Source organism: Moraxella sp. CTOTU48717 (assembly GCF_032057165.1).
Taxonomy (GTDB): Bacteria; Pseudomonadota; Gammaproteobacteria; order Pseudomonadales; family Moraxellaceae; genus Faucicola; species Faucicola tetraodonis.
In genome coordinates, this window is the sequence record NZ_DAMBBC010000001.1 from 135,810 (window position 1) to 157,941 (window position 22,132).

Consider the following 22,132-nt stretch of genomic DNA (forward strand, 5'->3'; position numbering starts at 1 on the left):
TGTAAGACGTCCCTATGCCAGTGTCTATGTCAAAGTGTTAATACCAGCACAATAATTACACTTTATCATGAAATTTTGCCCATCAAAAAAATGCTTTTACAAAATTTAATGAGGCATTGTTTATTGTTAAATACTCGCCCAGTTTTCAGCCAGCTGTGGGTTGTTATCTTTTAAGGCGTTAAGCCATTCAAGATGCGCCTGCTCAGCGTCACTACTTGCTAAAAAGCGCTTGATAGTCGTGCTAAAACGCTGATGCTCAGTTGCGCCGCCGACACCGCCGCCGACATCATCATCGATGGCTAATGCTACCTGTCCACCTGTCATCGCCAGATACACTTCCGCTAAAATCTCGGCATCAAGTAACGCCCCGTGGAAGGTACGGTCTTGTTTACCGACATTGAGACGTTTAACTAGCGCATCCAAGGTATTGCGCTGCCCTGCGAACATGCGTTTGGCGATGGCAAGGCTGTCTGTCACGGTGACGGCTTGGTTAATATCTGGCAAGCCAAGTCGCGCAAACTCAGCTTGCAAAAAGCTCATGTCAAACCCTGCATTATGCGCGATGAGTTCTGCGCCTTGCAAAAAGTCATAAATCGCTTCACCAACTTGCTCAAACACGGGCATATCATTTAAAAACACATTGTGAATGCCATGAACGCGAATGACTTCCTCACCCATCTCAATTTTTGGGTTGATATAGACATGCAGTTTTTCACCGGTAAAACGTCGATTAATCATCTCAACGATACCGACCTCAATGATACGGTCACCATTTTGTGCTTCAAACCCTGTGGTCTCAGTATCGAGAATCAGCTGACGATTGGCAGTACCTTTGTGTTTGGCGATGGGTAATAAAGGTATAAAGGTCGGGTTGGGCTGACTGGTAATACCATTAAACGCTGGACGCTGAGCAATCAAGCTGTCATCTTGTGCGACAAATTGCCCTTGTGGGTTGGTGAACACCGCAAAATGTGGGTTAGCACTTATTGGCGAGTGGGTCAGCTCTCCCCCTAACGATGACTGAGTTGATACATCGATGCTAGTTTGAGTATGGATAGCTTGAGCATGGCTGGTTTGGGTAGTGCTTGTTTGAATAGTGCTTGCGGCGGGTTCACCGTCAAGTGCCTGCAAAAAGATATCACCCATCATCTCATTGTCGGCAAACGCCATGTCTTGCGCGTCATCAAAAGACGTATCGCTAAAATCGCGGGTTAACGCTGAGTGAGTGAGGACTGGGTTGTTATCGGTTGACATTGGGTTCATGGGCGGGTCTTTTTTTTTACTATCAAAATCAGGGTTTTTATCACTAAAATCCGATTTAACATCTAAATCAGTGGTAGGATTGGGTGGATTTTTAATCACTTTGTTAAAGCTTTTGGGCAGTTGGTCTATGCCTTGGTTTGCAAGCTTATCGGCATATTCATTGCCATCATGACCGGCATGTCCTTTGACCCATTGCCAGTCAATTTGTCGCTGCTGGCACAGCCCATCAAGTCGCTGCCATAATTCCACATTTTTGACATTTTTCCAATGTTTCTTTTTCCACCCTGCCAGCCATTCGCTGATACCTTTGATGACATAGCTAGAATCTGACCAGATTTGAATCGGTAACGCTTTTGGGCTATTTTCCAGTGCGGCAATCGCCCCCATCAGCTCCATGCGGTTGTTGGTGGTATGTGCCTCACCCCCGCAAATATCAATTTGCTCACCCGTCGGTAAAATCACCACAGCGCCAAAGCCCCCTTTACCAGGATTGCCACGGCAGGCGCCATCAGTGTAAGCAAGGGTTCGACCCACAAGGGGCGTTAAGGCATGATTTGACATAGATAACAACCCATATAAAACAGCAAAACAATCAAAAAAAATAGCCCTCAGTATAAGAAAAAAAAGCATAAAAAGCCATGCCAAAACGTCTATAATAACCGCTTATAGTTGCTATCTGCTGGTTGTAAAGGACGTCTATGCAAAAAAAATCTCGTGCGCTCGTGTCAGCTGTGTTGACCAAGGTGGGTATGGCTATGGTCTGTGCGATAAGCCTAAATTTGGCAGCTTGTAACAAGCCCCAATCCCCTGCAACGACTAGCAGCGATGACGCAAAACCGTCGCCAGCGTTATCACAACCTGCCGCTAGCGATGATGTGTTTGTGGGTTGTTACACAGTCAGCCATACAGAACCTGCCCAAATCAAAATCATTAAAAATGGTGACAACTATGCCATGCAAATGCGCGAGTTTAACGACCCCAGCAAAAATTGGGACAAGCCTGAAGCCATGCAAGTCATCGCAACAGACAGCCCAGATATACAAAAATACTTTGACATCAAAGCCGATGAACATCAATACTTAGAAAAAGTCATCGCCCGTCCCGACCGCGTGTTTGTGCTCGCCAAAATCACCGATAGTTTTGCAAGCCTAAACCCGCAATTTGACAGCCCGTATCTGGGTTATATCTACAAAGGTAGTAATACGGTCTATAAAGTGGCATGCGAGCAAACCACCAAACTTTAATCACCTGAGTCGCTGCTTGATTTGATGAGCTTGATTTGATGCTTGATTTTATGCTTGAATTAATATATCTCATCCAAATTTTAACCCAAACGATTAATAGAGAATAAGCGATGAATTTTTTTGCATGGTTAGTGCTAGGCTTAGTGGCATACACTAGTGGCTTTAGTATCCGTCATTTTCACTACAAAGACGCCGCCATCCCAACTGATAAAAAATGGCAATACACGGCGATTTTTTTTGTGGTCGCGCTCGTGGTCTTTGCGCTATTGAATTTATATGTTATGCACAAAGCTGCGCTTGATATGATGTTTGTGTTGGTATCGAGTTTGGTGGCGACAGGGGTCTTTTACTATGGTATTTCGGCAGATACCAACAATAAGATGAATCTACCGGATTAAACATACCCGATTAGTTGAACCATGATTTTTTGTAAGTCGATGAATTTGTTTGGATAATAAAATGTCTCAAAAAACGGCGAATACTCACGCCCCCATGACTACCACCCACTTGGCTGGCTTGACGCGGCGCCGACTGCTAAAAACAGGGATAGCGCTATCGGCAGCGACGGTAACGGGTGCAAAAGCGGATTTGACCATTAGCGGGCAAGTGATTAGCCAACCTTCACAGCGGTATGGGTCAAACAATGACCCTAATAACATGGCTTTTGGCGAGCCAAGCGCTATGCCCAATGGCAATACGCCCATGGAAACATTGCCCATCAATCCCCAATGGCCCCAATGGGACTTTGCGACCATCAAAGCCAATTGTGAAGCCCTCAAAGGTCGCGGTGTCCACCTCCATTTGGTAGCGCCATCGGGATTTGGTAGTGATGAACAGCGTAACTTACTGGCGATTCACCGACTCACCCAAGCGGGATTTTATATCGACAATCCAGAAGTGATTAGCCGACGTTATTTGCGCTTTGCAGGTTCAGACAGTGAGCGCTTGGACGATATTACCGCCTTACTTAATCGACCTGTACATGAGCTGCCTAAGATATTACTCGGCGTGCGTGGCGGCTATGGCGCGATGCGTTTGCTCAACAAACTAAGTGATCAGCAGTGGCGAATGCTGACGCAAAAACTCAAAGAGCGTGGCACACTACTGATGGGTTTTAGTGATTTTACTGCCTTGCAGCTTGCCATGTACGCCAAAGGTCATCTCCCCTATGTGGCAGGGGCAATGCTCAGTAGTGACTTTGGCAAAACAGAGGTGAATACCGATACCATCCAAAGTTTTATCAATCTTTGTACCCAAAACCAGCTACGTATCCAAGTGCCAGAAGCTCAGCTTTATCGTGACACTGCGCGTCCTTTGGCTAAGCCGATAAAAGGCACCTTATGGGGCGGTAATCTTAGCGTGTTATCTGCAATGGTGGGCACGCCGTATATGCCAACTGTTGACAATGGGATTTTATTTTTGGAAGATACCGGTGAGCAGCCTTACCGTATCGAGCGTATGCTACAAACCTTGGTGTTATCAGGTATTGTGGCAAAACAGCAGGCAATTGTGTTGGGCAAATTTAATTTTAGCGGCATCAGTGATGCTTACAATGGTGATTACACTTTTGATACCGTCATCCGTACCATCCAACAAACCACAGGGCGACCCATCTACACCGATTTCCCCTTTGGGCATGTGGCAAGACGCATTAATTTTCCGCTCGGTGTGCCTGTCACACTTGACAATGTCGGTAGTGGCTATCAAGCGACATTCAACCAGTTTTATCATCTTAAAACCGATGCAAACTTTGGCAATTTGGACTTAACTAAATTATTCGTCTAACGTATTTTCGGCAGATTGCTTGCCTTTTTACTTGCAAGATTAATTGTTAGACAAACGTAAAATTTTAACCGCGCCACTGGCGACCAAGGCAAAGACCAAGAGCCCAATCAACAGATCGGGATAGCGCGACTGGGTAAACCACGTTAACACCCCAGTCAAGATGACACCTAAGTTGACAATCACATCATTGGACGTGAATATCATACTGGCTTGCATATGTACGTCTTTACTTCTACTTTTCTGAAGTAGATATAGACATAAAGCATTACCGAGTAACGCCAACATCGAGATACCTATCATCATCGCAAAATTTGGTATCGTCTCTGCACCTAAAAATCGACGCACCACTTCCATCAATCCCGCTACAGCAAGCAGTAACTGCAACACACCTGCGACCTTAGCAGTCAGCTGTTTGGTTTGCAGCGAATGACCCACGGCAAACAACGCTAACCCATACACGAAGCTATCGGCAAGCATATCTAGACTATCAGCGACCAATCCCATCGAGCCGCTTAGCCAACCACTCACGGATTCTATGATAAAGAACAGCAAGTTAATAGCAAGCACTTGCCATAACAATTTGCTTTGTTGGTGATCGTTGCTAGTTTTGCTATTGGCTGCATCAGTCACTTGGGTGAGTTCCGAGCCAATGATAGAACTGTCAATATTTAGCGGCTGTAGTTGCTGCAATATCACGGCAGCATCGCCTTCGTGAATTACTGTCATCTGACGATTGGCAATATCAAAGGCTAGCGAGTGAATTCGGGTATTGGGCGCTAATGCCATCCGAATCATTTGCTCTTCAGATGGGCAATCCATTTTAGCAATTTTAAATAGCGTTTTTTGCATAACTCATCTAATTGAAGACATGGTTAATTGGGGCTTATATTATTTTAAAACCTGTTTGAATTTTAACATGCAAACAGGCTTGTAATTTTTCAAATACGCTCGCATTGACTATCAGATTTCAATTTAGAAAATCCGGTTATTGTCATGCGTTTTGGCAAATTTGGCGATATTGGCTTCGATATTTTTAGCGATATTGAGATAATAGTCGGCAAATTCATCGCCTGCGCCTTGATTGGCAATGACGGATGGCTCGCCCTTATCGGCTTGCTCGCGGATGCCTTTTGCCAGTGGTAATTGACCCAGCAGCGGCACTTGATACTGTGCTGCCATTTTATCTCCGCCGCCTTCGCCAAAAATCGCTTCGGTATGCCCACAGCTGCTACAAGTATGCAGTGCCATATTTTCTACCACGCCCAGCACAGGGATATGGGTTTTGCGGAACATCTCAATGCCTTTTTGCGCATCTAGCAAGGCAATATGCTGCGGGGTGGTCACAATCACCGCACCGGTCACAGGAATACGCTGGGCGAGCGTCAACTGAATATCCCCCGTCCCAGGTGGCATATCAATCACCAAATAATCAAGATTTGGCCAGTTGGTTTGGTTGTAAAGTTGCATCAGTGCGCCTGTGGCTTTGGCACCGCGCCAAGCAATCGGGGTGGTGTCATCACTCAACAAGCTACCGATAGATAGCATCGGTATGCCTTGCGCGGCAATCGGTACGAATTGCTCATGCTCGAGCTGCGGCTGCTGACCTGCCACGCCAAGCATACTTGGAATACTGGGGCCGTAGATATCGGCATCCAGCACGCCCACGCGTTTGCCCAATTTTTGCAGCGCCAAGGCGATATTCACTGTCGTCGTCGATTTACCAACGCCGCCTTTGCCCGAAGCCACCACAATAATATGCTCGATACGTGGATGCGGTGTTAATTCAGCTTGGGTGGTGGCTTTTTTGGCAATCGCAGGTTCAGGGGTTTCTGTGACTAATTTGTCACTTTGTGGCGCGGCCTGAGTGACGGGTGGCATGGCATTGGTGGTTTTGGGTAGGGTTGAGCCACTACCTTTGGTCGTAGGTTTTGGCGCAGTAGTGCTGTCAAACAAGGTAATATTCATATTCACTTCACTGACCCCATGAATATGTAGCTTTTGGCTCAAATCATGATGGATTTGTTCAGGATTGCAGTCATCGGGCAAGCGCAAATCCAATGTCAGACTATTACCTTGCTGTTTAACCCCTTTGACATACTGGCGAATTGGCTGGTTATTGACGCGATAGTCATCAAATAACTGATTAAGCGTGGATTCATCCACTGTCGCCACGGTTTTTGGTTTGATAAAGTTAAACATGATAGTTGCTTACCCCAATGTTGTAATTTTAACGATTTTAACCCCTGTTAAGTGGGGTTTATTGCCAATTTTCACAGAGACAGATTGAACATATCTGTGTGAAAAGTAATTTTTCTTGTTTGATTGATGCCCATTGGTTGGGAAATGATGCGATTTAAGCTATCATACAGCAATAATGACATTTTTTTAAACAAATCAATAACAGGTGTATTGTGAGAAAAATTTTAGTTACTAGCGCCCTACCCTATGCCAATGGTCCGATTCATTTGGGGCATTTGGTTGAGTACATCCAGACCGATATTTGGGTACGCGCCATGAAATCACTGGGTCATCAAGCGACCTATGTGTGTGCCGATGATGCCCATGGCACAGCGATTATGCTCAAAGCAGAAGCCAACGGTGTCACCCCTGAAGAGCAAATTGCCGATGTCAAAGCCTCCCATGAAAAAGATTTTGCGGGATTTTTGGTTGATTTTGACAACTACTACTCAACCCATAGCCCAGAAAATGAGCATTACTCTCAGCTGATTTATAATCGCTTGTATGAAAACGGTCATATCTCGCACAAAGCAGTTGAACAGCTGTATGACCCAGAAAAAGGCTTGTTTTTGGCAGACCGTTTTGTCAAAGGCGAATGCCCAAAATGTGGCGCAAAAGACCAATACGGCGATAACTGCGAAGTCTGCGGCACGACCTACAATGCCACCGAACTCAAGAACCCTTACTCAACGCTTTCAGGTGCAACGCCTGTTTTAAAATCATCCATCCATTATTTCTTTAACCTGCCAAACTTTAGCGAATTTTTGCAAAACTGGACGCGTAAAGAAGGTCGCCTGCAAACCTCTATCGCCAACAAATTACAAGAATGGTTTGATGCAGGGCTTGCCAGCTGGGATATCAGCCGCGATGCGCCGTATTTTGGCTTTAAAATCCCAAACACCCCAGCCAGTGAACCAGACAAGTATTTTTATGTGTGGCTCGATGCGCCTGTGGGTTATATGGCAAGTTTCAAAAACTTGTGTGATCAACAAGGTGCGCAGTTAGGCTTAAATTTTGATGACTATTGGTCAAAAGAAAATCATAACAACACCGAAGTTTATCACTTTATCGGTAAAGATATTGTGTATTTCCATGCCCTGTTTTGGCCGGCCATGCTTGAAGGCGCAGGATTTAGAACACCCACTGCTATCAACGCGCATGGCTTTTTGACCGTCAATGGCGAGAAAATGAGTAAATCTCGCGGCACCTTTATCAAAGCCGATACCTACTTACAAAACCTTGATCCTGAATACTTGCGTTATTACTTTGCTAGCAAATTATCAGCCAGTGTCGAAGATATCAATCTGGATCTTGAAGACTTCATGCAAAAAGTCAATTCAGACTTGGTGGGTAAAGTCGTCAATATCGCCAGCCGCTGTGCAGGATTTATCCATAAAAATCATGGTAGTAAACTGGCACTGACAATCAGCGAGCCTGCTTTGGTGCAACAAATCATTGATGCGGGCGAAGACATCGCTGCCGCTTATGAATCGCGGGAATTTAGCAAAGCCATGCGTCTGATTATGGCGTGCGCAGACAAAGCCAATGAGTACATTGATGACAAAAAACCGTGGGCACTCAACAAAGTTGAAGGTCAACAAGCCGAAGTACAAGCGGTGTGTACCGTCGCGCTTAATATCTTCCGTCAATTAGTGGTTTATCTTGCCCCGGTATTGCCATTGATGTGTGAAAAAGCACGAATTTTTCTCAATGTTGACAGCTTAGACTTTGATAGCCGTCATGCGTTATTGGTCGGGCATACCATCAACGCCTTTACCCCATTGATGCAGCGTGTTGACAAAGATAAAGTGGCTGCGATGGTGGACGCCTCAAAAGAAGATTTAAACAAACAGCCTGCTATCGCCAATCAACCAGCAAATGGGCAAGCGGGCACGAGCAAAGCCAAAGCCGCCGCTAGCGAACAACCCACTGGCGATACAGCATTGATTGGTATCGATGACTTCGCCAAAGTCACCATGACCGTAGCAAAAGTACTAGCTTGCAACAACGTGGAAGGTGCAGATAAATTGCTGCAATTTACCCTAGATGTGGGTGAGACAGATGCGCAGGGCAATGTGAAAACGCGCAATGTGTTTAGCGGTATCGCTAAATTTTATAACCCTGAACAATTGGTGGGCAAAACCGTGGTCTGCGTCACCAACCTTGCGCCACGAAAAATGAAGTTTGGTATTTCTGAAGGTATGATTTTATCGGCTGAAAAAGCGGGTCAATTGACCGTGGTTACGCTAGATGACCATATCCCTGCGGGTGCGACCCTTGCTTAATGCGCTTAACTGGGATTGACTGCTATGAATTGAAACATTTTGAAACATTCTTAATCATTTTTTTGGTCACAACAAAAAACCGCTAATAATCTTCAGCGGTTTTTTATTAAGCTATCCTAAATATCAAATAATCTATATTGTCGTACGATTAACGTTCGCCTTTGCTTACGCTGATGCGAACGGGGATAGATTTTCGATTGGCTCTAACTGGATTAGCTGCCTTATTATATTGGCAATAATGGGGTGCTTCAGCCGAAGGTAGAATAGCACCAACTACTAATACGCCTGCCATCAAGTTTGATGAGTTCATATAGCCTCCTTGTTGAGTTAGTGTACGATGATTCCATCTGTGAATCATTTACCTTTACTAAGCACAGACATGTTTAACTTAATCAACGCTGCAACGAATCGTTTAAAAAAGATAAATAATGCTGCGAGTAGAAGTTGTATTCTAAAAGATATCAAAAGATTTTCATACCATTTTATTATGACAATTTCATGAAATATCCAATTATTTTGATTCTTTATGTTTCAATTAAGGTCTTTTTGTTTCCATTAAGCGCTTTATGTAATTAAACCTACTCAGACAGCAATATTTACAACATTTTTTTAAAAGACTAATGTTCATAAAAACCGCTAAACAATAAAAAAACTTATGTATAATATGTATAGAGGATAGCAAACTTTCATTTATGTTATAGCAAACTAGTACATTGAAATACTATACTCGATTCACAAAACAAGTTTGATGATTGGGGAATACTATGTTGTCAACCACACACGGTAAATTATCCGCTCTTTGCGCCATTGTTGGATTATCTTTAGCCGCCTGCTCACCTCAGAAACCATCCGCGCAAGCTGCAGACACGGCTAGCAAACCCTCAGCCACTGCCAACCAAAAACCCAATAAAACTATCGCCATTTCTGCGATTGTGGCACACCCATCGCTTGATGCCATTCGCCAAGGTATCCTTGATGAATTGGCTGCTGAAGGGTATATCAAAGGGCAAAATCTAACCGTAAATTTTCAGTCAGCACAAGGCAATACAGCAACGGCAGGACAAATATCCAAACAATTTGTTGCTGACAAACCTGATGCCATTGTGGCAATCTCCACCCCTACTGCCCAGTCGTTGGCTGCCGCTAGCAAAGAGATACCGATTGTTTATACAGCAGTGTCAGATCCTGTGGCTGCCAAGCTCATTACTCAACAAAACACCCCGACTCAGCCCAACATCACAGGTTTATCCAGCCAATTACCGTTAGCACCGCAGCTTGACTTTATACAAAAAATCATGCCGTCAGCCAAATCCATTGGCTATGTGTTTAGTGCAGGTGAGATGAATTCGGTAGCGCTGCGAGATAAACTCAACATTGCGCTACCAAAGCGTGGCATGAACTTAGTGGATATCCCAGCCAACCGTCCGACTGACATTGCCATGGCAACTAATAGCCTTGGCGGCAAAGCCCAGTTGATTTATACCTCAATGGACAATAATGTGGCGTCGGCATTTGAATCGATGGTGCAATCAGCCAATGCGTTAAAACTTCCCATCATCGCCTCCGATGAGTTTAGCGTCCGCCGCGGTGCTACGGCAGCACTCGGTGTCAATGATTATGACTTTGGACGTACCACAGGCAAAATGGTAGGCAAAATTTTGGATGGTACACCTGTCACTCAAGTTAAACCCGAAGTGATGAACCAATTAACTTTATACGTGAGCCCAAAACACGCCCAAGCACAAGGCGTAACACTAAATCCTGAACTATTAAAAGGTGCGATTAACGTTGATACCACACCCGAGCAAAAAATTGACAAATAATTGCTATGGGTAAATAAGAAAAAACCCGCCTAACTAAATAGACGGGTTCTTCAAACTGGGCAGTGAAATGATGCGTTATTTAAAGCACATTTAAAATAACACGTGTCGCTTCAATGACATCAAGTACGCGGTTGTCAACACGTAGGCGAACTTCACCTGGGCGCGGGCGACTGATAATCTTTGCCTGGCGATAAGCATTGTTATTTAACACATAGACATTACGGTCATTATATCGCTTGACGCTGTAATAACGACTGTCTAGTTTTTTTGCCCAGCCTGGTGGTACCGCTTTACCATGTGCAACATTTTTTTGCAGACCTGGGGGCAATTGGCGATACTGCTCGTGGGTTAGGTAGCGACCACTGCGACTATCGTAGTATCGATTATCGCCTCTGTCGTGCTCTCTATCATGGTTTGGGTTATAGCGTTGGTTTTCTTTGCGCTCATCTTTATAGTGTTTTTGTTGCTGTTTCTGATGCTGTGTCCAAGTTCTAGCTTGTTTATCTTGACCTTTACCATGACCAGGATCTGCAAAAACAGCGGGTGAAGCCATGAATGAGCCCGCTAAAAATAAGCTAGTTAATAACGTCGATTTTTTCATTGTTATACACCTTTATCTATACCTTTATAATATGTTCGCTGGATAAGTAATTTTGTATGAAACTATAGCATGAAATTAAAATGTAACTTAATATGACAATGGTGTGGTAATTTTCTTTCTACTAAAAAACAATGCGCCACCGCTTATTACTTAGTTTATGACTTAGCGAATTATTATTGAAAAATGATACATTAGCGAAATTAGGCGGATTGTTATGTTATAGGAATTTATCAGATAATGCCTTTTTAACCCGTGACCCAAAGCTTTAAACGTGGTTGGCAAACTTGCCTGATACATATATAACGCTATGCGACTGCAAAATTAGCTGATAAAATGTAAATAATGTTTAACAATGCTGTATGATATTGTTATTGAAGTGTAAGATTTTCCTTTTTTAAGATTTACCTTTTTAATTGTTACCCTATGGATGGATTTTTGGAGTGATATATGTTGAACGCTACATTTGGTGTTTCTCGTTTGACCAAAGCAATGATGCTAGGTGGAATTTGTATGGCAAGCCTGATGGGCTGTAGCCAATCTAACAATAAAACAGCTGATGCCAGTAGCGCAAGCACAGCAAGCGCAACGACAGCTGCGTCAGGCGATACCAAGTCTGTCGCTATCACGGCAATCGTTGAGCACCCAGCATTAGATGCCGTCCGTCAAGGTGTGATTGAAGAGCTGGGCAACGAAGGCTTTAAAGAAGGTCAAAACCTAAAAGTAAATTTCCAATCAGCCCAAGGCAATACGGCGACTGCCGGTCAAATTGCCAAACAATTTGCTGCGGATAAACCCGATGCCATCGTTGCTATTGCTACCCCATCGGCGCAATCCGTCATTGCAGCGACCAACTCAATTCCTGTTATTTTCTCTGCGGTTACCGACCCTGTCGAAGCGAAACTGATAAAATCTTGGGAAGCATCTGGCACCAACGTGACAGGCGCATCAGACATGTTGCCACTTGAGCCACAGATTGAGCTGATGAAAAAAGTCGTACCAAATCTCAAATCAGTCGGCTATGTATACAGCCCAGGGGAAGTCAACTCAACGGTAGTACTCAAAGAGCTTGAAACAAAATTTAAACCGATGGGTATCAACATCGTTGCGGCACCTGCACAGCGCACTACCGATATTCCCCAAGCCACTCGCGGTCTACAAGGTAAAGTTCAGCTCATCTATACCTCACTTGACAACAACGTGGTATCCGCTTATGAGTCGCTTTACCAAGCGGCTAAAGAAATCAAAGTACCCCTAGTGGCGTCCGATACTGACTCCGTTGCACGTGGTGCAGTCGCAGCAATGGGTATAAACTACAAAGACTTAGGCATCGAAACAGGTAAAATCGTTGGACGCGTCCTAAAAGGCGAGAAACCAGGTACCATCAAGCCTATCACTATGAATAAGCTTGACTTATACCTTAGTCCAAAACACGCGCAAGAAGTCGGTATTACGCTGCCACAAGAGTTAATTAGTCAGGCAGCCCAAGTAGAACCTGCGCCAAAAGCTAAACAATAAATCATTCGTTAGTTTTAGCTGTTTTAATGTGATTGCAAATTTGATTTCCCAGTGGCAACTAAAGTTTCAAAGCGCGTATTTTTACTTTAGTCGCATTACGCTTAACGCCACTTGGTTTACCTTAACACCTGACTGCTTGTTGAATTAACAAGCGGTCTTTACTTTTTTGTGTGAACAGTTATGTCGTTACTTGCTTTATTTGGTGCCCTAGAAAGTGGTCTAATCTATGCGTTAGTGGCTTTGGGCGTATACATTTCATTTCGGGTGTTAGATTTTCCAGATTTGACCGCGGATGGTAGTTTTCCCTTAGGCGGTGCTGTCGCAGGCGTGGCAATCATCGCGGATGTCAACCCTTGGCTGGCTTGTATCTTTGGTATGCTTGCTGGGGGTGTTGCAGGTTTAGTAACGGCTTGGCTACATGTCAAACTTGGTATTTTACAGCTGCTCTCCAGTATTTTAGTGATGGTCGCGCTGTATGCCGTCAATTTACGTATTATGCAAGCGCCAAACTTGGCGTTGCTCGGTGAGCCAACGATATTTGGCGAACTGGTGACTGATAGTAACGGCTATTGGATGCGCTGTGTGGTGATTGGTGGTGTGGTGATTGCTGCCAAGTTTTTCTTGGATTGGTTCTTTAGCACTGAGATGGGCTTGGCGATGCGAGCAACTGGCTCTAACCTTAGAATGTCACAAGCTCAAGGGATTGCTACCTCTCGTAGCATTTTGTTAGGTATGGCGATTTCTAACGGGCTGATTGCGCTTGCTGGTGCGATTTTTGTGCAAACCCAAGGCGGTGCCGATATTTCCATTGGTGTTGGTACCATTGTGATTGGTCTCGCTGCCGTTATCATTGGTGAAACCATCATCCCTGCCAAAAAGATGCTGTGGATTACCCTATCTGCTATTGTCGGGGCGATTCTTTATAAATTCTTTATCCAAATTGCGTTGTCAAATGATACCTTACGTGCGATTGGTTTTGGTCCTCAAGATGTTAACTTGGTCACCGCACTGCTGGTGGTGATTGCTTTAATCCTACCAAAAATCAAATCAAAAATTTTAAGCAATCGCCATAAGCATGCCGCTTAACTTGGTATCAAATAGTTGATTTTAACTTTGGCACTTAACAACTTATAAAGCAAAAGGACAATGCCTTATGATGAACGCAGACAACCTACGATTGACCTTCAATCCTGGTACGCCCATTGAAAACCCTGCCTTACGTGGTATCAGCCTGCGTATTGAGGCGGGTGAATTTGTCACGGTCATTGGTACCAACGGCGCAGGTAAGTCGACGTTTTTAAATGCCGTCGCTGGCACGATTCGGGTCGATAGCGGCAAAATTACCTTAAACAATATTGACGTGACCAAAAAATCCGCCCACCAACGGGCACACTGGGTAGCACGCGTTTTTCAAGACCCAATGGCAGGTACTTGTGAAGCCTTAACCATTGAAGAAAACATGGCACTTGCTTACAAGCGTGGCGAATCGCGTTTTTTAAAAGGCGCATTGAATCACAAAAACCGTGAAATTTTCCGTGAAAAACTGGCAATTTTAAAATTAGGGTTAGAAAATCGACTCACTGACCGTATGGGTTTGTTATCAGGCGGGCAACGCCAAGCGGTTAGCCTATTAATGGCATCCCTGCAGCCATCAAAAATTTTACTACTTGATGAACACACGGCTGCCCTTGACCCAAAAACCGCCGCTTTCGTCTTGGAACTAACCGATAAAATCGTGCAAGAAAACAATCTCACTACCATGATGGTCACTCACTCCATGCAGCAAGCGCTCAATCATGGCACGCGCACCGTCATGCTACACCAAGGGCAAGTGGTACTAGACGTATCAGGCGATGAACGCAAAGGCATGACTGTCCATGATTTACTCAATATGTTTGAACGCACCCGCGGCGAAGTGGTAGAAGATGACAGCTTAATTTTGAGCTAACTTAACTGGGCCCAATCAAATAAGATGGGTTAAATAAGATGGGTTAAATAGAATAAGTTAAATAAACCCTAGCACTTAACATGATGAAGATGGATAACATAAGTTATCCATTTTTTTACACACAGTGATAAATTAATTCTTCATAATAACACTGGATAAGCAAGCAGTGCCAATACTGCTATTTTTCTCAATTTTAATTATAAAAAACAATATCCTTTGAGGTCACTATGTTTGATTTAAAATCACTTGTTACGAAAGCTGTCGAAGACAAAACGTTAAATGTCAATGAATACATCTTTATGCCAGAGCGCGTCGATATGATGGTAAAAGATGGACGGTTAAGCTGTGTACTAAACACCAATGGTAAAGTTGATTTTATTTACCATAAAAGTGGTATTACCGAAGTGCGTTCAGGTCTACGTAAAAGTCCGTTTACCTCGTTTCGCAATGAACTTCACTATGGGGTATATGATGATGTGGTGGATGAAGTGATTGAAGCGGTTGAAAAAATCATTGGCAGTCAATCCAAATACTTTAATTTTGCGGCTGATGCAGAATAAAAAAGTCAATTATAAAAAAGCTGAAACATTACTTTTCAGCTTTTTTTATGTCTTTTATTTATAGATGATTCCTTTATTTATAGAGAATTAAAGGCGCTATCAATCGCATCATCTAATCGCTCAACCGCGATGATTTTGAGACCTTGATATTGCTCTAATTGCGTTTTGGGGGCATTGGCTTTGGGTACAATCGCATGGGTAAAGCCATGTTTTACCGCTTCTTTTAGACGCTCTTGACCATTGGGCACAGGTCTGATTTCACCCGATAGGCCTACCTCACCAAATACCGCTAGGGTATAAGGTAAAGGCTTTTCCTTGATGCTAGACGCACAGGCCAATAAAACCGCCAAATCTGAACCTGTTTCAAGCACCTTAACCCCGCCTACCACATTGACATACACATCTTGCCCATTGGTTTGGATACCGCCATGACGGTGCATGACTGCCAGCAACATAGCTAAGCGCTGATAATCTAAACCTAGTGCCATGCGCCTAGGTTGTCCTTGCGATTCATCCACTAGCGCTTGTACTTCAACCAGTAGCGGTCTGGTACCTTCACGGCTAACCATGACCACTGAGCCTGCAATCGGTTTATCATAACGACTTAAAAATATCGCCGATGGATTTGCCACTTCTTTGAGTCCTGCGTCCGTCATGGCAAAAATGCCCAACTCGTTGACGGCACCAAAACGATTTTTTACCGCACGAATCATTCGAAAACGGCTGTCCGATTGCCCTTCAAAATACAGTACCGCATCCACCATATGTTCTAGCACGCGAGGGCCTGCCAGCGCCCCTTCTTTGGTCACATGCCCGACCAAAAATAACGCTGTACCCGTTTGCTTGGCATAGCGCGTCAGAATCGCCGCTGATTCACGAATTTGACTGACCCCGCCTGGTGCGGATTGGATAGCTTCGGTAAACAAAGTCTGAATTGAGTCAATGATGGCGACGGCTGGTTGCTCTTGGGTCAAGGCCTGGCAAATCATTTCAACATTGGTTTCTGCCAATACTTTTAAGTTGTTATTGGGTAGCCCCAAACGACTAGCCCGCATCGCCACCTGTGACAACGATTCTTCACCCGTAATATACAGTGCACTTCCGGCGAGACTTTGATTTTCTGCCATGTGAATCGCCGTCTGTAGCAAGATAGTTGATTTGCCAATACCCGGATCACCCCCAATCAGCACCACAGAACCTGCCACCAAGCCACCGCCTAACACCCGATCAAACTCACCAACACCCGTTGGTAGCCTAGTATCGAGCGACATAGGCACGGCATTAAGTGGCATGACGCTCGATTGTTCGCCCGCGTAGTTGCTGGCTTTTTTGGTGACAGGTTTATGATGTGGCATGCTGACCGTCGGCGCTTCGACAAGGCTATTCCATGCGCCACATTCGGCACACTGTCCCGACCATTTGCCGAAATTTGCGCCACACTGTTGGCATACGTAGGATGATTTTGATTTTGCCATAGATTCCAATTTGCAACCAAAAATTTAAAAATAAAGAATAAAGAAACTTAAAGCGTATTAGTGGTGGTGAGAGGGATAAACTATGCTATGCAATGAAATTAGGTATAGCGAGCTATGTTTGACACACAAGTTTTGACACGCAGGATTGCCGTTATTTGCGACTATATTTATGGGCGACTAGGTCATAAATCCAGTAAAAAATAAACCCATACACCAAAATAAGTAGGGTCAACGAAATATCGAGCAAAAACGCTTGCCACAGACCAATATTCATCACCCACATGACCAGTGGTAAGGTAAAGCCCAACAAGCCACCTTCAAATCCCAGTATATGCAGTACCCGTAGCCATAGCGGTCGAGCCAGTTTTTCACCGGTAAAAAATTTATCAAACAATAAGTTATAAATAAATGTCCAAATCATGGCGATAAATGAAATGCCAATCAGCAGCGCCAATATATTTGAGTTAGGCTGTGATTCACTATCCGTAAAGCCAAAAAAGCTGAGTAATTTTACCCAGCCTAATGATAGCAGTATGGCGATTGTCTCAAATAAAATCGCTTGCCAGATGCGTGCTTTGGTGGTCATCACGTTTTGCTTGTAACCATCTTACTAAACCCTGCTTGCTAGACCATGAAGTTTTCACCCAAGTAGACCTTACGTACCAACTCATTGTCTAAAATATGCTCTGGCGTGCCTGCCGCAATAATTTGTCCTTCACTGACAATATAAGCATGTTCACAGATAGCCAAAGTCTCACGCACGTTGTGATCGGTGATGAGCACGCCGATGCCGCGCTGTTTGAGCTTAATAATCACCTCTTTGATATCGCCTACCGAAATCGGGTCAACCCCTGCAAAAGGCTCGTCAAGCAAAATAAACTTGGGATTTGAGGCAAGGCTGCGGGCAATCTCACAGCGTCTGCGCTCACCACCAGACACGCTCATTCCTAATGAGTGGCGCACATGACCCAAATTAAATTCCCCAATCAGCTGCTCAAGTTGCTGCTGCTGCCCCGCTTTATCCAAATCTGTGCGAGTCTGCAAAATCGATAAAATATTTTCTTCAACGGTTAATTTGCGAAAAATTGACGCTTCTTGTGGTAAGTAGCCAATGCCTGATGCGGCGCGCTCGTGCATGGACAATGCCGACAAATCTTGATTACCCAGCTGTATTTGCCCTTTGTCCATATTGACTAGACCGACGACCATATAAAAGCTGGTAGTCTTACCCGCCCCATTTGGACCGAGTAACCCAACCACTTGCCCTTGTTCTACCGAAAAAGACACGTCTTTAACCACCCAACGCTTGCCATAGCGTTTGGCAAGGTGCTGCATGATCAGAGACTGGTTGGATTGCGGTTGCGACATAATAAATCCTAGAACTAAACAATGGCAATGAACAAAGCGAAAGCAAGTTAAACAATACTAGCGATTGCGAACGCCAACACGGTTGCTCGCTTGTGGCGGAAATACCAGCTCAACACGTTGGTTATTCCCTGCTTTTGCCTCAATATCACCCACTTTTAGACTGTAATGGATAACATTGCCAGAAAAACTACCGCCATTTTGGGTCAAGCGCGCATTACCCGTGAGGGTGACGAGCCCTGTTTTGACGTTGTAATCAATTCGATTTGCCTGACCTTTCGCCAAACCCTTCTCTTGTGTCACAATTTGTTGGATAGTGGCAGGACGCCCGGTTGCGACTGCACTTTCAATAGCACGGGTTGGCGTCAAATTGACGGTTAAATTATCCGCAGCCATTTTGAGCGTGCCTTGGGTAATGGTAACGTTGCCTGTATAGCTTGTCACCCCAGAGCGCTCACTGTACGTCGCTTTATCTGCCAACAACCGAATCGGCTCATTGGCGTCTGATGGCAGGGCGTTTGCCACGTTCGATGCCGCAAGCATGCCAGCAACTAACACACCGCCAGCCATTATTAATTGTCGAGTCTTCACCACAATCATGTTAAACCTTTTATATAAAAATTTTAAAATCAACAATATAGATTAAATTAGCACCGAAGTTAAAGATTTTTGATACTCACTTAAGTCCCGTCAACATCGCAACTGAGTTGCTGTCTTAACAGTAGCCACTCTACTCCATAGAGATAGGGTTAGCTACTGTGCAGGTTGAATCATCACGCTCACTTGGCCAAAACCGTAATCACCCGTTGCCAAGTCACCACTAAATTGTTTGGCATCAAACCGATTATTCCCATGGATAAAGGTCAGCGGTTCATTAGTCATCACTGTATTATTGACCAAATCACCCACAAAGTTTTTACCTATCATTTTAACGGGTAAATTCGATATACTGGTATTTTGGGTAAGCAACGGAACGCTGGTTAAGGTCACGTTACCTATCAGTTTGGCAATCTGCTTATTTTCATCCAATTGTGCTTGGTCAGCCACCAAAGTTACTTCACGCTCATTTTTTGGACGGATAACAATCTGCGGCTTGGACATCACGGCAGTATTAGCATTTTGGTAATGGGTCACCTGCGCCGCTGTTAACTGATAGCCAACACTACCTGTTTCGGTCGTTTGTAGTGCTTTGATTTGCTCTGCTTGGTAATCAATATCGGTCGGTTTGAGTGACACTTGGGTCAAGCGAGCATCGTTTTGCGCATAAAAATAGGCCGATACGATAATAAATAGTAAGCCTAAAATAAATAGCGTTTTTGTTGACACGATTGCCACCTAACATTGCCAAAAAATTTGATAAAAACGGACGTTACCACACTAAACCGCATACGCAAATCACTTAAAACAAATTGCTTAAACTAAATCACTTAAAATAAATCACTTTCAAAAAAATCACTTAGAACAAATCCCTTAGCATAAGTCCCTTAAACCAAGTTATATAACCTAAATCACATAACTGGCCAAAATATCATCGTAATGACCCGTTGCTTTTAATATCAAATCACATAACTCACGAACTGCCCCTTGTCCGCCTGAGCGTGTGGTAACCATATCGACCCGTTTGATGACTTCGCCATTGGCATTTGCCACGGCTACAGCAAACCCGACGGATTGTAAGGCTTTGATATCTGGCCAATCATCACCGATATAAGCACATTCTACTAGCGAGATACCAATATTAGCTAACAATTCATTGAGCGCCGTCAATTTGTCTTCCCGCCCTTGCACGAGATGGGTGATTTTTAATTCTTTGGCACGATGAGTGACAATGTCGCTAGTACGACCGGTTATAATGGCAGTTTGAATCCCTGCTTGGTGAATACGCTGAATACCAAAGCCATCTTGAACATTAAAGCTTTTGGTTTCAACCGTGTTGGCATCATAGATAATTTTTCCATCGGACAATACACCATCCACATCCATAACCAATAGTTTAACGTTTTTTGCTTTAGTGAGCAGACTTTGCATGACTTTATCCTTATTATTGTAAGCCTAGTTACTTTAAAAGTAGTTATTTTAAGCCTATTAATTCACACCCGCATGCAGTAACTCGTGCAAGGTCAAAATACCCGCCAAAGTCTTATCATCATTAATGATTAATAGCTGATTTATCTTTTGTTCGTTCATTAATGTGAGCGCATCAGACGCACGAACATCAGGATTGACGGACTTTGGATTGGTTGACATCACCTCACTAATCTGCGTATCAAGCCCCAATTGGCGCGCTAAGCTACGGCGCAAGTCACCATCGGTAAATACGCCCACGACTTGATTGTTCGCATTGGTAATCACCGTCATCCCCAGTCTACCACCCGTCATGCTAAATAAGGCTTCGTTAAGCGTCGAATGCTCATCAATAGTTGGCAGGTTATTTACATGCATTAAGTCCTTCACTTGGGTCAATAATTTGCGACCCAATGCCCCCGCAGGGTGCGATAGAGCAAAATCTTCTGAGGTAAAATGCTTACTATGCACCAATGCCACCGCTAACGCATCTCCTAGCGCCAAAGTAGCTGTGGTACTTGATGTCGGTGCCAAACCAAGGGGACATGCTTCTTCAGATGCCCCTAAAGTCAAAGCTACATCGGCAGATCTTGGCAAAATACCGCGTTTGTCACGGCTGATACTAATGAGCGGAATGCCCAGTTTTTTTACCACAGGCAGTAACGTGCGGATTTCATCTGACTCACCTGAGTTTGAGATGCCAATTAACACATCGCCTTTGACCAACATGCCTAAGTCGCCATGACCTGCTTCACCAGGATGCATAAAAAAAGACGGCGTTCCCGTTGAGGCAAAAGTCGCTGCAATTTTGCGACCAATAAGCCCTGACTTACCCATGCCTGTCACCACCACACGCCCCTGACAGTTTTCGATCAAATGGCAAGCGGTCACAAATCGTTCATCTAGCTGTTCAATCAGCAAATCTAAAGCATGTTGTTCTGTTTTGATAGCGTCTTTGGCATGCTTTACATAATCAACCGATGCATCCAAGATAATTCCTCACTAATTTTTCAAAATGGCTGTTGGTGCGCTTTTTTTGGGCACTTATCTTTACGCGGTTATCGCTATCCGCTTATTCGGGCGTTTAATAGTTAGCATAAACAATCTTTAAAGCTAAAAATTTAAAATTTTTTAAAGTCTGATTATCATAGCGTAATTTCAGCCAATATTCACGGGATAAGTCCGAAAATACATATTTTGACAACATTTCATCGAATTTATATTAACAATCTACGCATTGCTAAATCAGTTCCAAATACACTATAAATGATAAGCTATAAAAGCTATAAAAAATGGCGAACACTGATAGGGTTCGCCACGTAATATCATGTTTGGAATTTAAAAATTAATACTTGTCTTCACCATTGCCGTTTGCATCATCGTCAAAATTGGCATCGTCTTTGGTAGGCTCAAAATTCATATTGTCGTAGCCGCTATCAAAACCACGATCAGCAAAACCACTGCGATCATACGGTGCTTGCGCAAATCCTGTACGCTCCTGCGGGTAGCCACGTGGGTCATTGTCATAACCGCCGCCATCAAAACCGCGGTCACCAAAACCACCACGATTAGCAAACCCTGTGCGATTTGCGCCATAGCCTTGTGGCTCAAAACCGCCTGTTTGACCAAAGCCCAGTTGGCTAGATTGGCCGTATCCACTTGCCCCTGGCATTGGCGTAGCTGAACGGGGATTACGGGCAGGTACCACCGTTGAAATGGCGTGTTTGTAGACCATTTGACTGACGGTGTTTTTGAGTAATACCACATATTGATCGAAAGATTCGATTTGACCTTGAAGTTTGATGCCATTGACTAAAAAAATAGACACTGGAATACGGTCTTTGCGTAAAGAGTTTAAGAAAGGGTCTTGTAGTGTTTGACCTTTTGACATAGGTTTCTCCCAGAAATAAACAGAAAGTTGGTTAAATTATTATATTTTTAAACGAATTTTTAATTATACCTTATT

The 22,132-nt window shown here is 44.0% G+C and carries 22 protein-coding genes; 9 read left to right on the forward strand and 13 right to left on the reverse strand.

The genetic code is table 11. The features are described from left to right. Window positions 1–126: 126 nt before the first annotated feature. Window positions 127–1,824: a DNA polymerase III subunit epsilon gene (dnaQ, locus tag RT084_RS00710; protein WP_312384447.1), complete on the reverse strand. Its 1,698-nt coding sequence runs from the start codon at window positions 1,822–1,824 to the stop codon at window positions 127–129. A gap of 137 nt (window positions 1,825–1,961) precedes the next feature. On the opposite strand from dnaQ, the gene RT084_RS00715 reads away from it, so the two are divergent. The 3 genes from RT084_RS00715 to RT084_RS00725 all read left to right on the forward strand — a co-directional run bounded on the left by RT084_RS00715 (window position 1,962) and on the right by RT084_RS00725 (window position 4,292). Next, window positions 1,962–2,507 (forward strand): hypothetical protein, encoded by a 546-nt coding sequence (locus tag RT084_RS00715; RefSeq protein WP_065252415.1) that lies wholly within the window; start codon window positions 1,962–1,964, stop codon window positions 2,505–2,507. A gap of 110 nt (window positions 2,508–2,617) precedes the next feature. Next, window positions 2,618–2,905: a hypothetical protein gene (locus RT084_RS00720; protein ID WP_060994799.1), complete on the forward strand. Its 288-nt coding sequence runs from the start codon at window positions 2,618–2,620 to the stop codon at window positions 2,903–2,905. 61 nt (window positions 2,906–2,966) lie between these two features. After that, complete coding sequence (locus tag RT084_RS00725) at window positions 2,967–4,292, forward strand: LD-carboxypeptidase (protein WP_312384442.1); 1,326 nt, start codon at window positions 2,967–2,969, stop codon at window positions 4,290–4,292. Between the two features lie 39 nt (window positions 4,293–4,331). Here the strand turns inward: RT084_RS00725 and RT084_RS00730 are convergent, their stop codons facing one another. Beyond that, window positions 4,332–5,141, reverse strand: coding sequence for a cation efflux transmembrane domain-containing protein (locus tag RT084_RS00730; protein ID WP_219331000.1), 810 nt, complete (start codon window positions 5,139–5,141; stop codon window positions 4,332–4,334). A gap of 123 nt (window positions 5,142–5,264) precedes the next feature. Then, the gene (gene apbC / locus RT084_RS00735; protein WP_203171658.1) at window positions 5,265–6,491 is read right to left on the reverse strand and encodes an iron-sulfur cluster carrier protein ApbC; all 1,227 of its coding nucleotides are present in this window, start codon (window positions 6,489–6,491) and stop codon (window positions 5,265–5,267) included. A gap of 212 nt (window positions 6,492–6,703) precedes the next feature. Here apbC and metG point away from each other — a divergent pair, with 212 nt between their 5' ends. Continuing rightward, the gene (gene metG / locus RT084_RS00740) at window positions 6,704–8,815 is read left to right on the forward strand and encodes a methionine--tRNA ligase (RefSeq protein ID WP_060994795.1); all 2,112 of its coding nucleotides are present in this window, start codon (window positions 6,704–6,706) and stop codon (window positions 8,813–8,815) included. 148 nt (window positions 8,816–8,963) lie between these two features. Here the strand turns inward: metG and RT084_RS00745 are convergent, their stop codons facing one another. Continuing rightward, window positions 8,964–9,125, reverse strand: a complete 162-nt coding sequence (locus RT084_RS00745) for a hypothetical protein (protein ID WP_156652031.1) — start codon at window positions 9,123–9,125, stop codon at window positions 8,964–8,966. Window positions 9,126–9,579: 454 nt separating this feature from the next. Between RT084_RS00745 and RT084_RS00750 the strand changes: the two genes are divergently transcribed. Further along, window positions 9,580–10,638 (forward strand): ABC transporter substrate-binding protein, encoded by a 1,059-nt coding sequence (locus RT084_RS00750; protein WP_312384434.1) that lies wholly within the window; start codon window positions 9,580–9,582, stop codon window positions 10,636–10,638. A gap of 79 nt (window positions 10,639–10,717) precedes the next feature. On the opposite strand, the gene RT084_RS00755 is transcribed toward RT084_RS00750, so the two are convergent. Beyond that, entirely contained in the window at window positions 10,718–11,239 is a 522-nt protein-coding gene (locus RT084_RS00755) for a hypothetical protein (RefSeq protein ID WP_313097171.1), read from the reverse strand. A gap of 522 nt (window positions 11,240–11,761) precedes the next feature. On the opposite strand from RT084_RS00755, the gene RT084_RS00760 reads away from it, so the two are divergent. The 4 genes from RT084_RS00760 (at window position 11,762) to RT084_RS00775 (ending at window position 15,262) form a co-directional block, all read left to right on the forward strand. Next, window positions 11,762–12,754 (forward strand): ABC transporter substrate-binding protein, encoded by a 993-nt coding sequence (locus RT084_RS00760; protein WP_409418414.1) that lies wholly within the window; start codon window positions 11,762–11,764, stop codon window positions 12,752–12,754. Window positions 12,755–12,934: 180 nt separating this feature from the next. Next, complete coding sequence (locus tag RT084_RS00765; RefSeq protein WP_050324121.1) at window positions 12,935–13,840, forward strand: ABC transporter permease; 906 nt, start codon at window positions 12,935–12,937, stop codon at window positions 13,838–13,840. A gap of 67 nt (window positions 13,841–13,907) precedes the next feature. Next, window positions 13,908–14,702 carry an ABC transporter ATP-binding protein gene (locus RT084_RS00770; RefSeq protein ID WP_036593505.1) on the forward strand — a complete coding sequence of 265 codons (795 nt, stop codon included), beginning with the start codon at window positions 13,908–13,910 and terminating at the stop codon, window positions 14,700–14,702. Window positions 14,703–14,929: 227 nt separating this feature from the next. Beyond that, window positions 14,930–15,262 (forward strand): hypothetical protein, encoded by a 333-nt coding sequence (locus RT084_RS00775; protein ID WP_007116343.1) that lies wholly within the window; start codon window positions 14,930–14,932, stop codon window positions 15,260–15,262. 77 nt (window positions 15,263–15,339) lie between these two features. Here RT084_RS00775 and radA read toward each other — a convergent pair whose 3' ends face one another. The 8 genes from radA to hfq form a co-directional block, all read right to left on the reverse strand. Next, on the reverse strand, window positions 15,340–16,737 hold the full coding sequence (gene radA, locus RT084_RS00780) for a DNA repair protein RadA (RefSeq protein WP_138019017.1): 1,398 nt from the start codon (window positions 16,735–16,737) through the stop codon (window positions 15,340–15,342). A gap of 151 nt (window positions 16,738–16,888) precedes the next feature. Further along, complete coding sequence (locus tag RT084_RS00785) at window positions 16,889–17,323, reverse strand: PACE efflux transporter (RefSeq protein WP_313097179.1); 435 nt, start codon at window positions 17,321–17,323, stop codon at window positions 16,889–16,891. 38 nt (window positions 17,324–17,361) lie between these two features. Beyond that, complete coding sequence (lptB, locus tag RT084_RS00790) at window positions 17,362–18,105, reverse strand: LPS export ABC transporter ATP-binding protein (RefSeq protein ID WP_312384424.1); 744 nt, start codon at window positions 18,103–18,105, stop codon at window positions 17,362–17,364. A 57-nt stretch (window positions 18,106–18,162) separates the two neighbouring features. Continuing rightward, complete coding sequence (lptA, locus tag RT084_RS00795) at window positions 18,163–18,672, reverse strand: lipopolysaccharide transport periplasmic protein LptA (RefSeq protein ID WP_115304596.1); 510 nt, start codon at window positions 18,670–18,672, stop codon at window positions 18,163–18,165. A 183-nt stretch (window positions 18,673–18,855) separates the two neighbouring features. Continuing rightward, on the reverse strand, window positions 18,856–19,428 hold the full coding sequence (gene lptC / locus RT084_RS00800; protein ID WP_313078116.1) for an LPS export ABC transporter periplasmic protein LptC: 573 nt from the start codon (window positions 19,426–19,428) through the stop codon (window positions 18,856–18,858). Between the two features lie 177 nt (window positions 19,429–19,605). After that, a complete protein-coding gene (locus RT084_RS00805) occupies window positions 19,606–20,130 on the reverse strand; it encodes a KdsC family phosphatase (RefSeq protein WP_312113932.1) in 525 nt (174 codons plus the stop codon). Between the two features lie 57 nt (window positions 20,131–20,187). Further along, entirely contained in the window at window positions 20,188–21,156 is a 969-nt protein-coding gene (locus tag RT084_RS00810) for a KpsF/GutQ family sugar-phosphate isomerase (RefSeq protein WP_312384421.1), read from the reverse strand. Window positions 21,157–21,511: 355 nt separating this feature from the next. Beyond that, the gene (hfq, locus tag RT084_RS00815; RefSeq protein WP_312384418.1) at window positions 21,512–22,057 is read right to left on the reverse strand and encodes an RNA chaperone Hfq; all 546 of its coding nucleotides are present in this window, start codon (window positions 22,055–22,057) and stop codon (window positions 21,512–21,514) included. Window positions 22,058–22,132 lie beyond the last annotated feature (75 nt).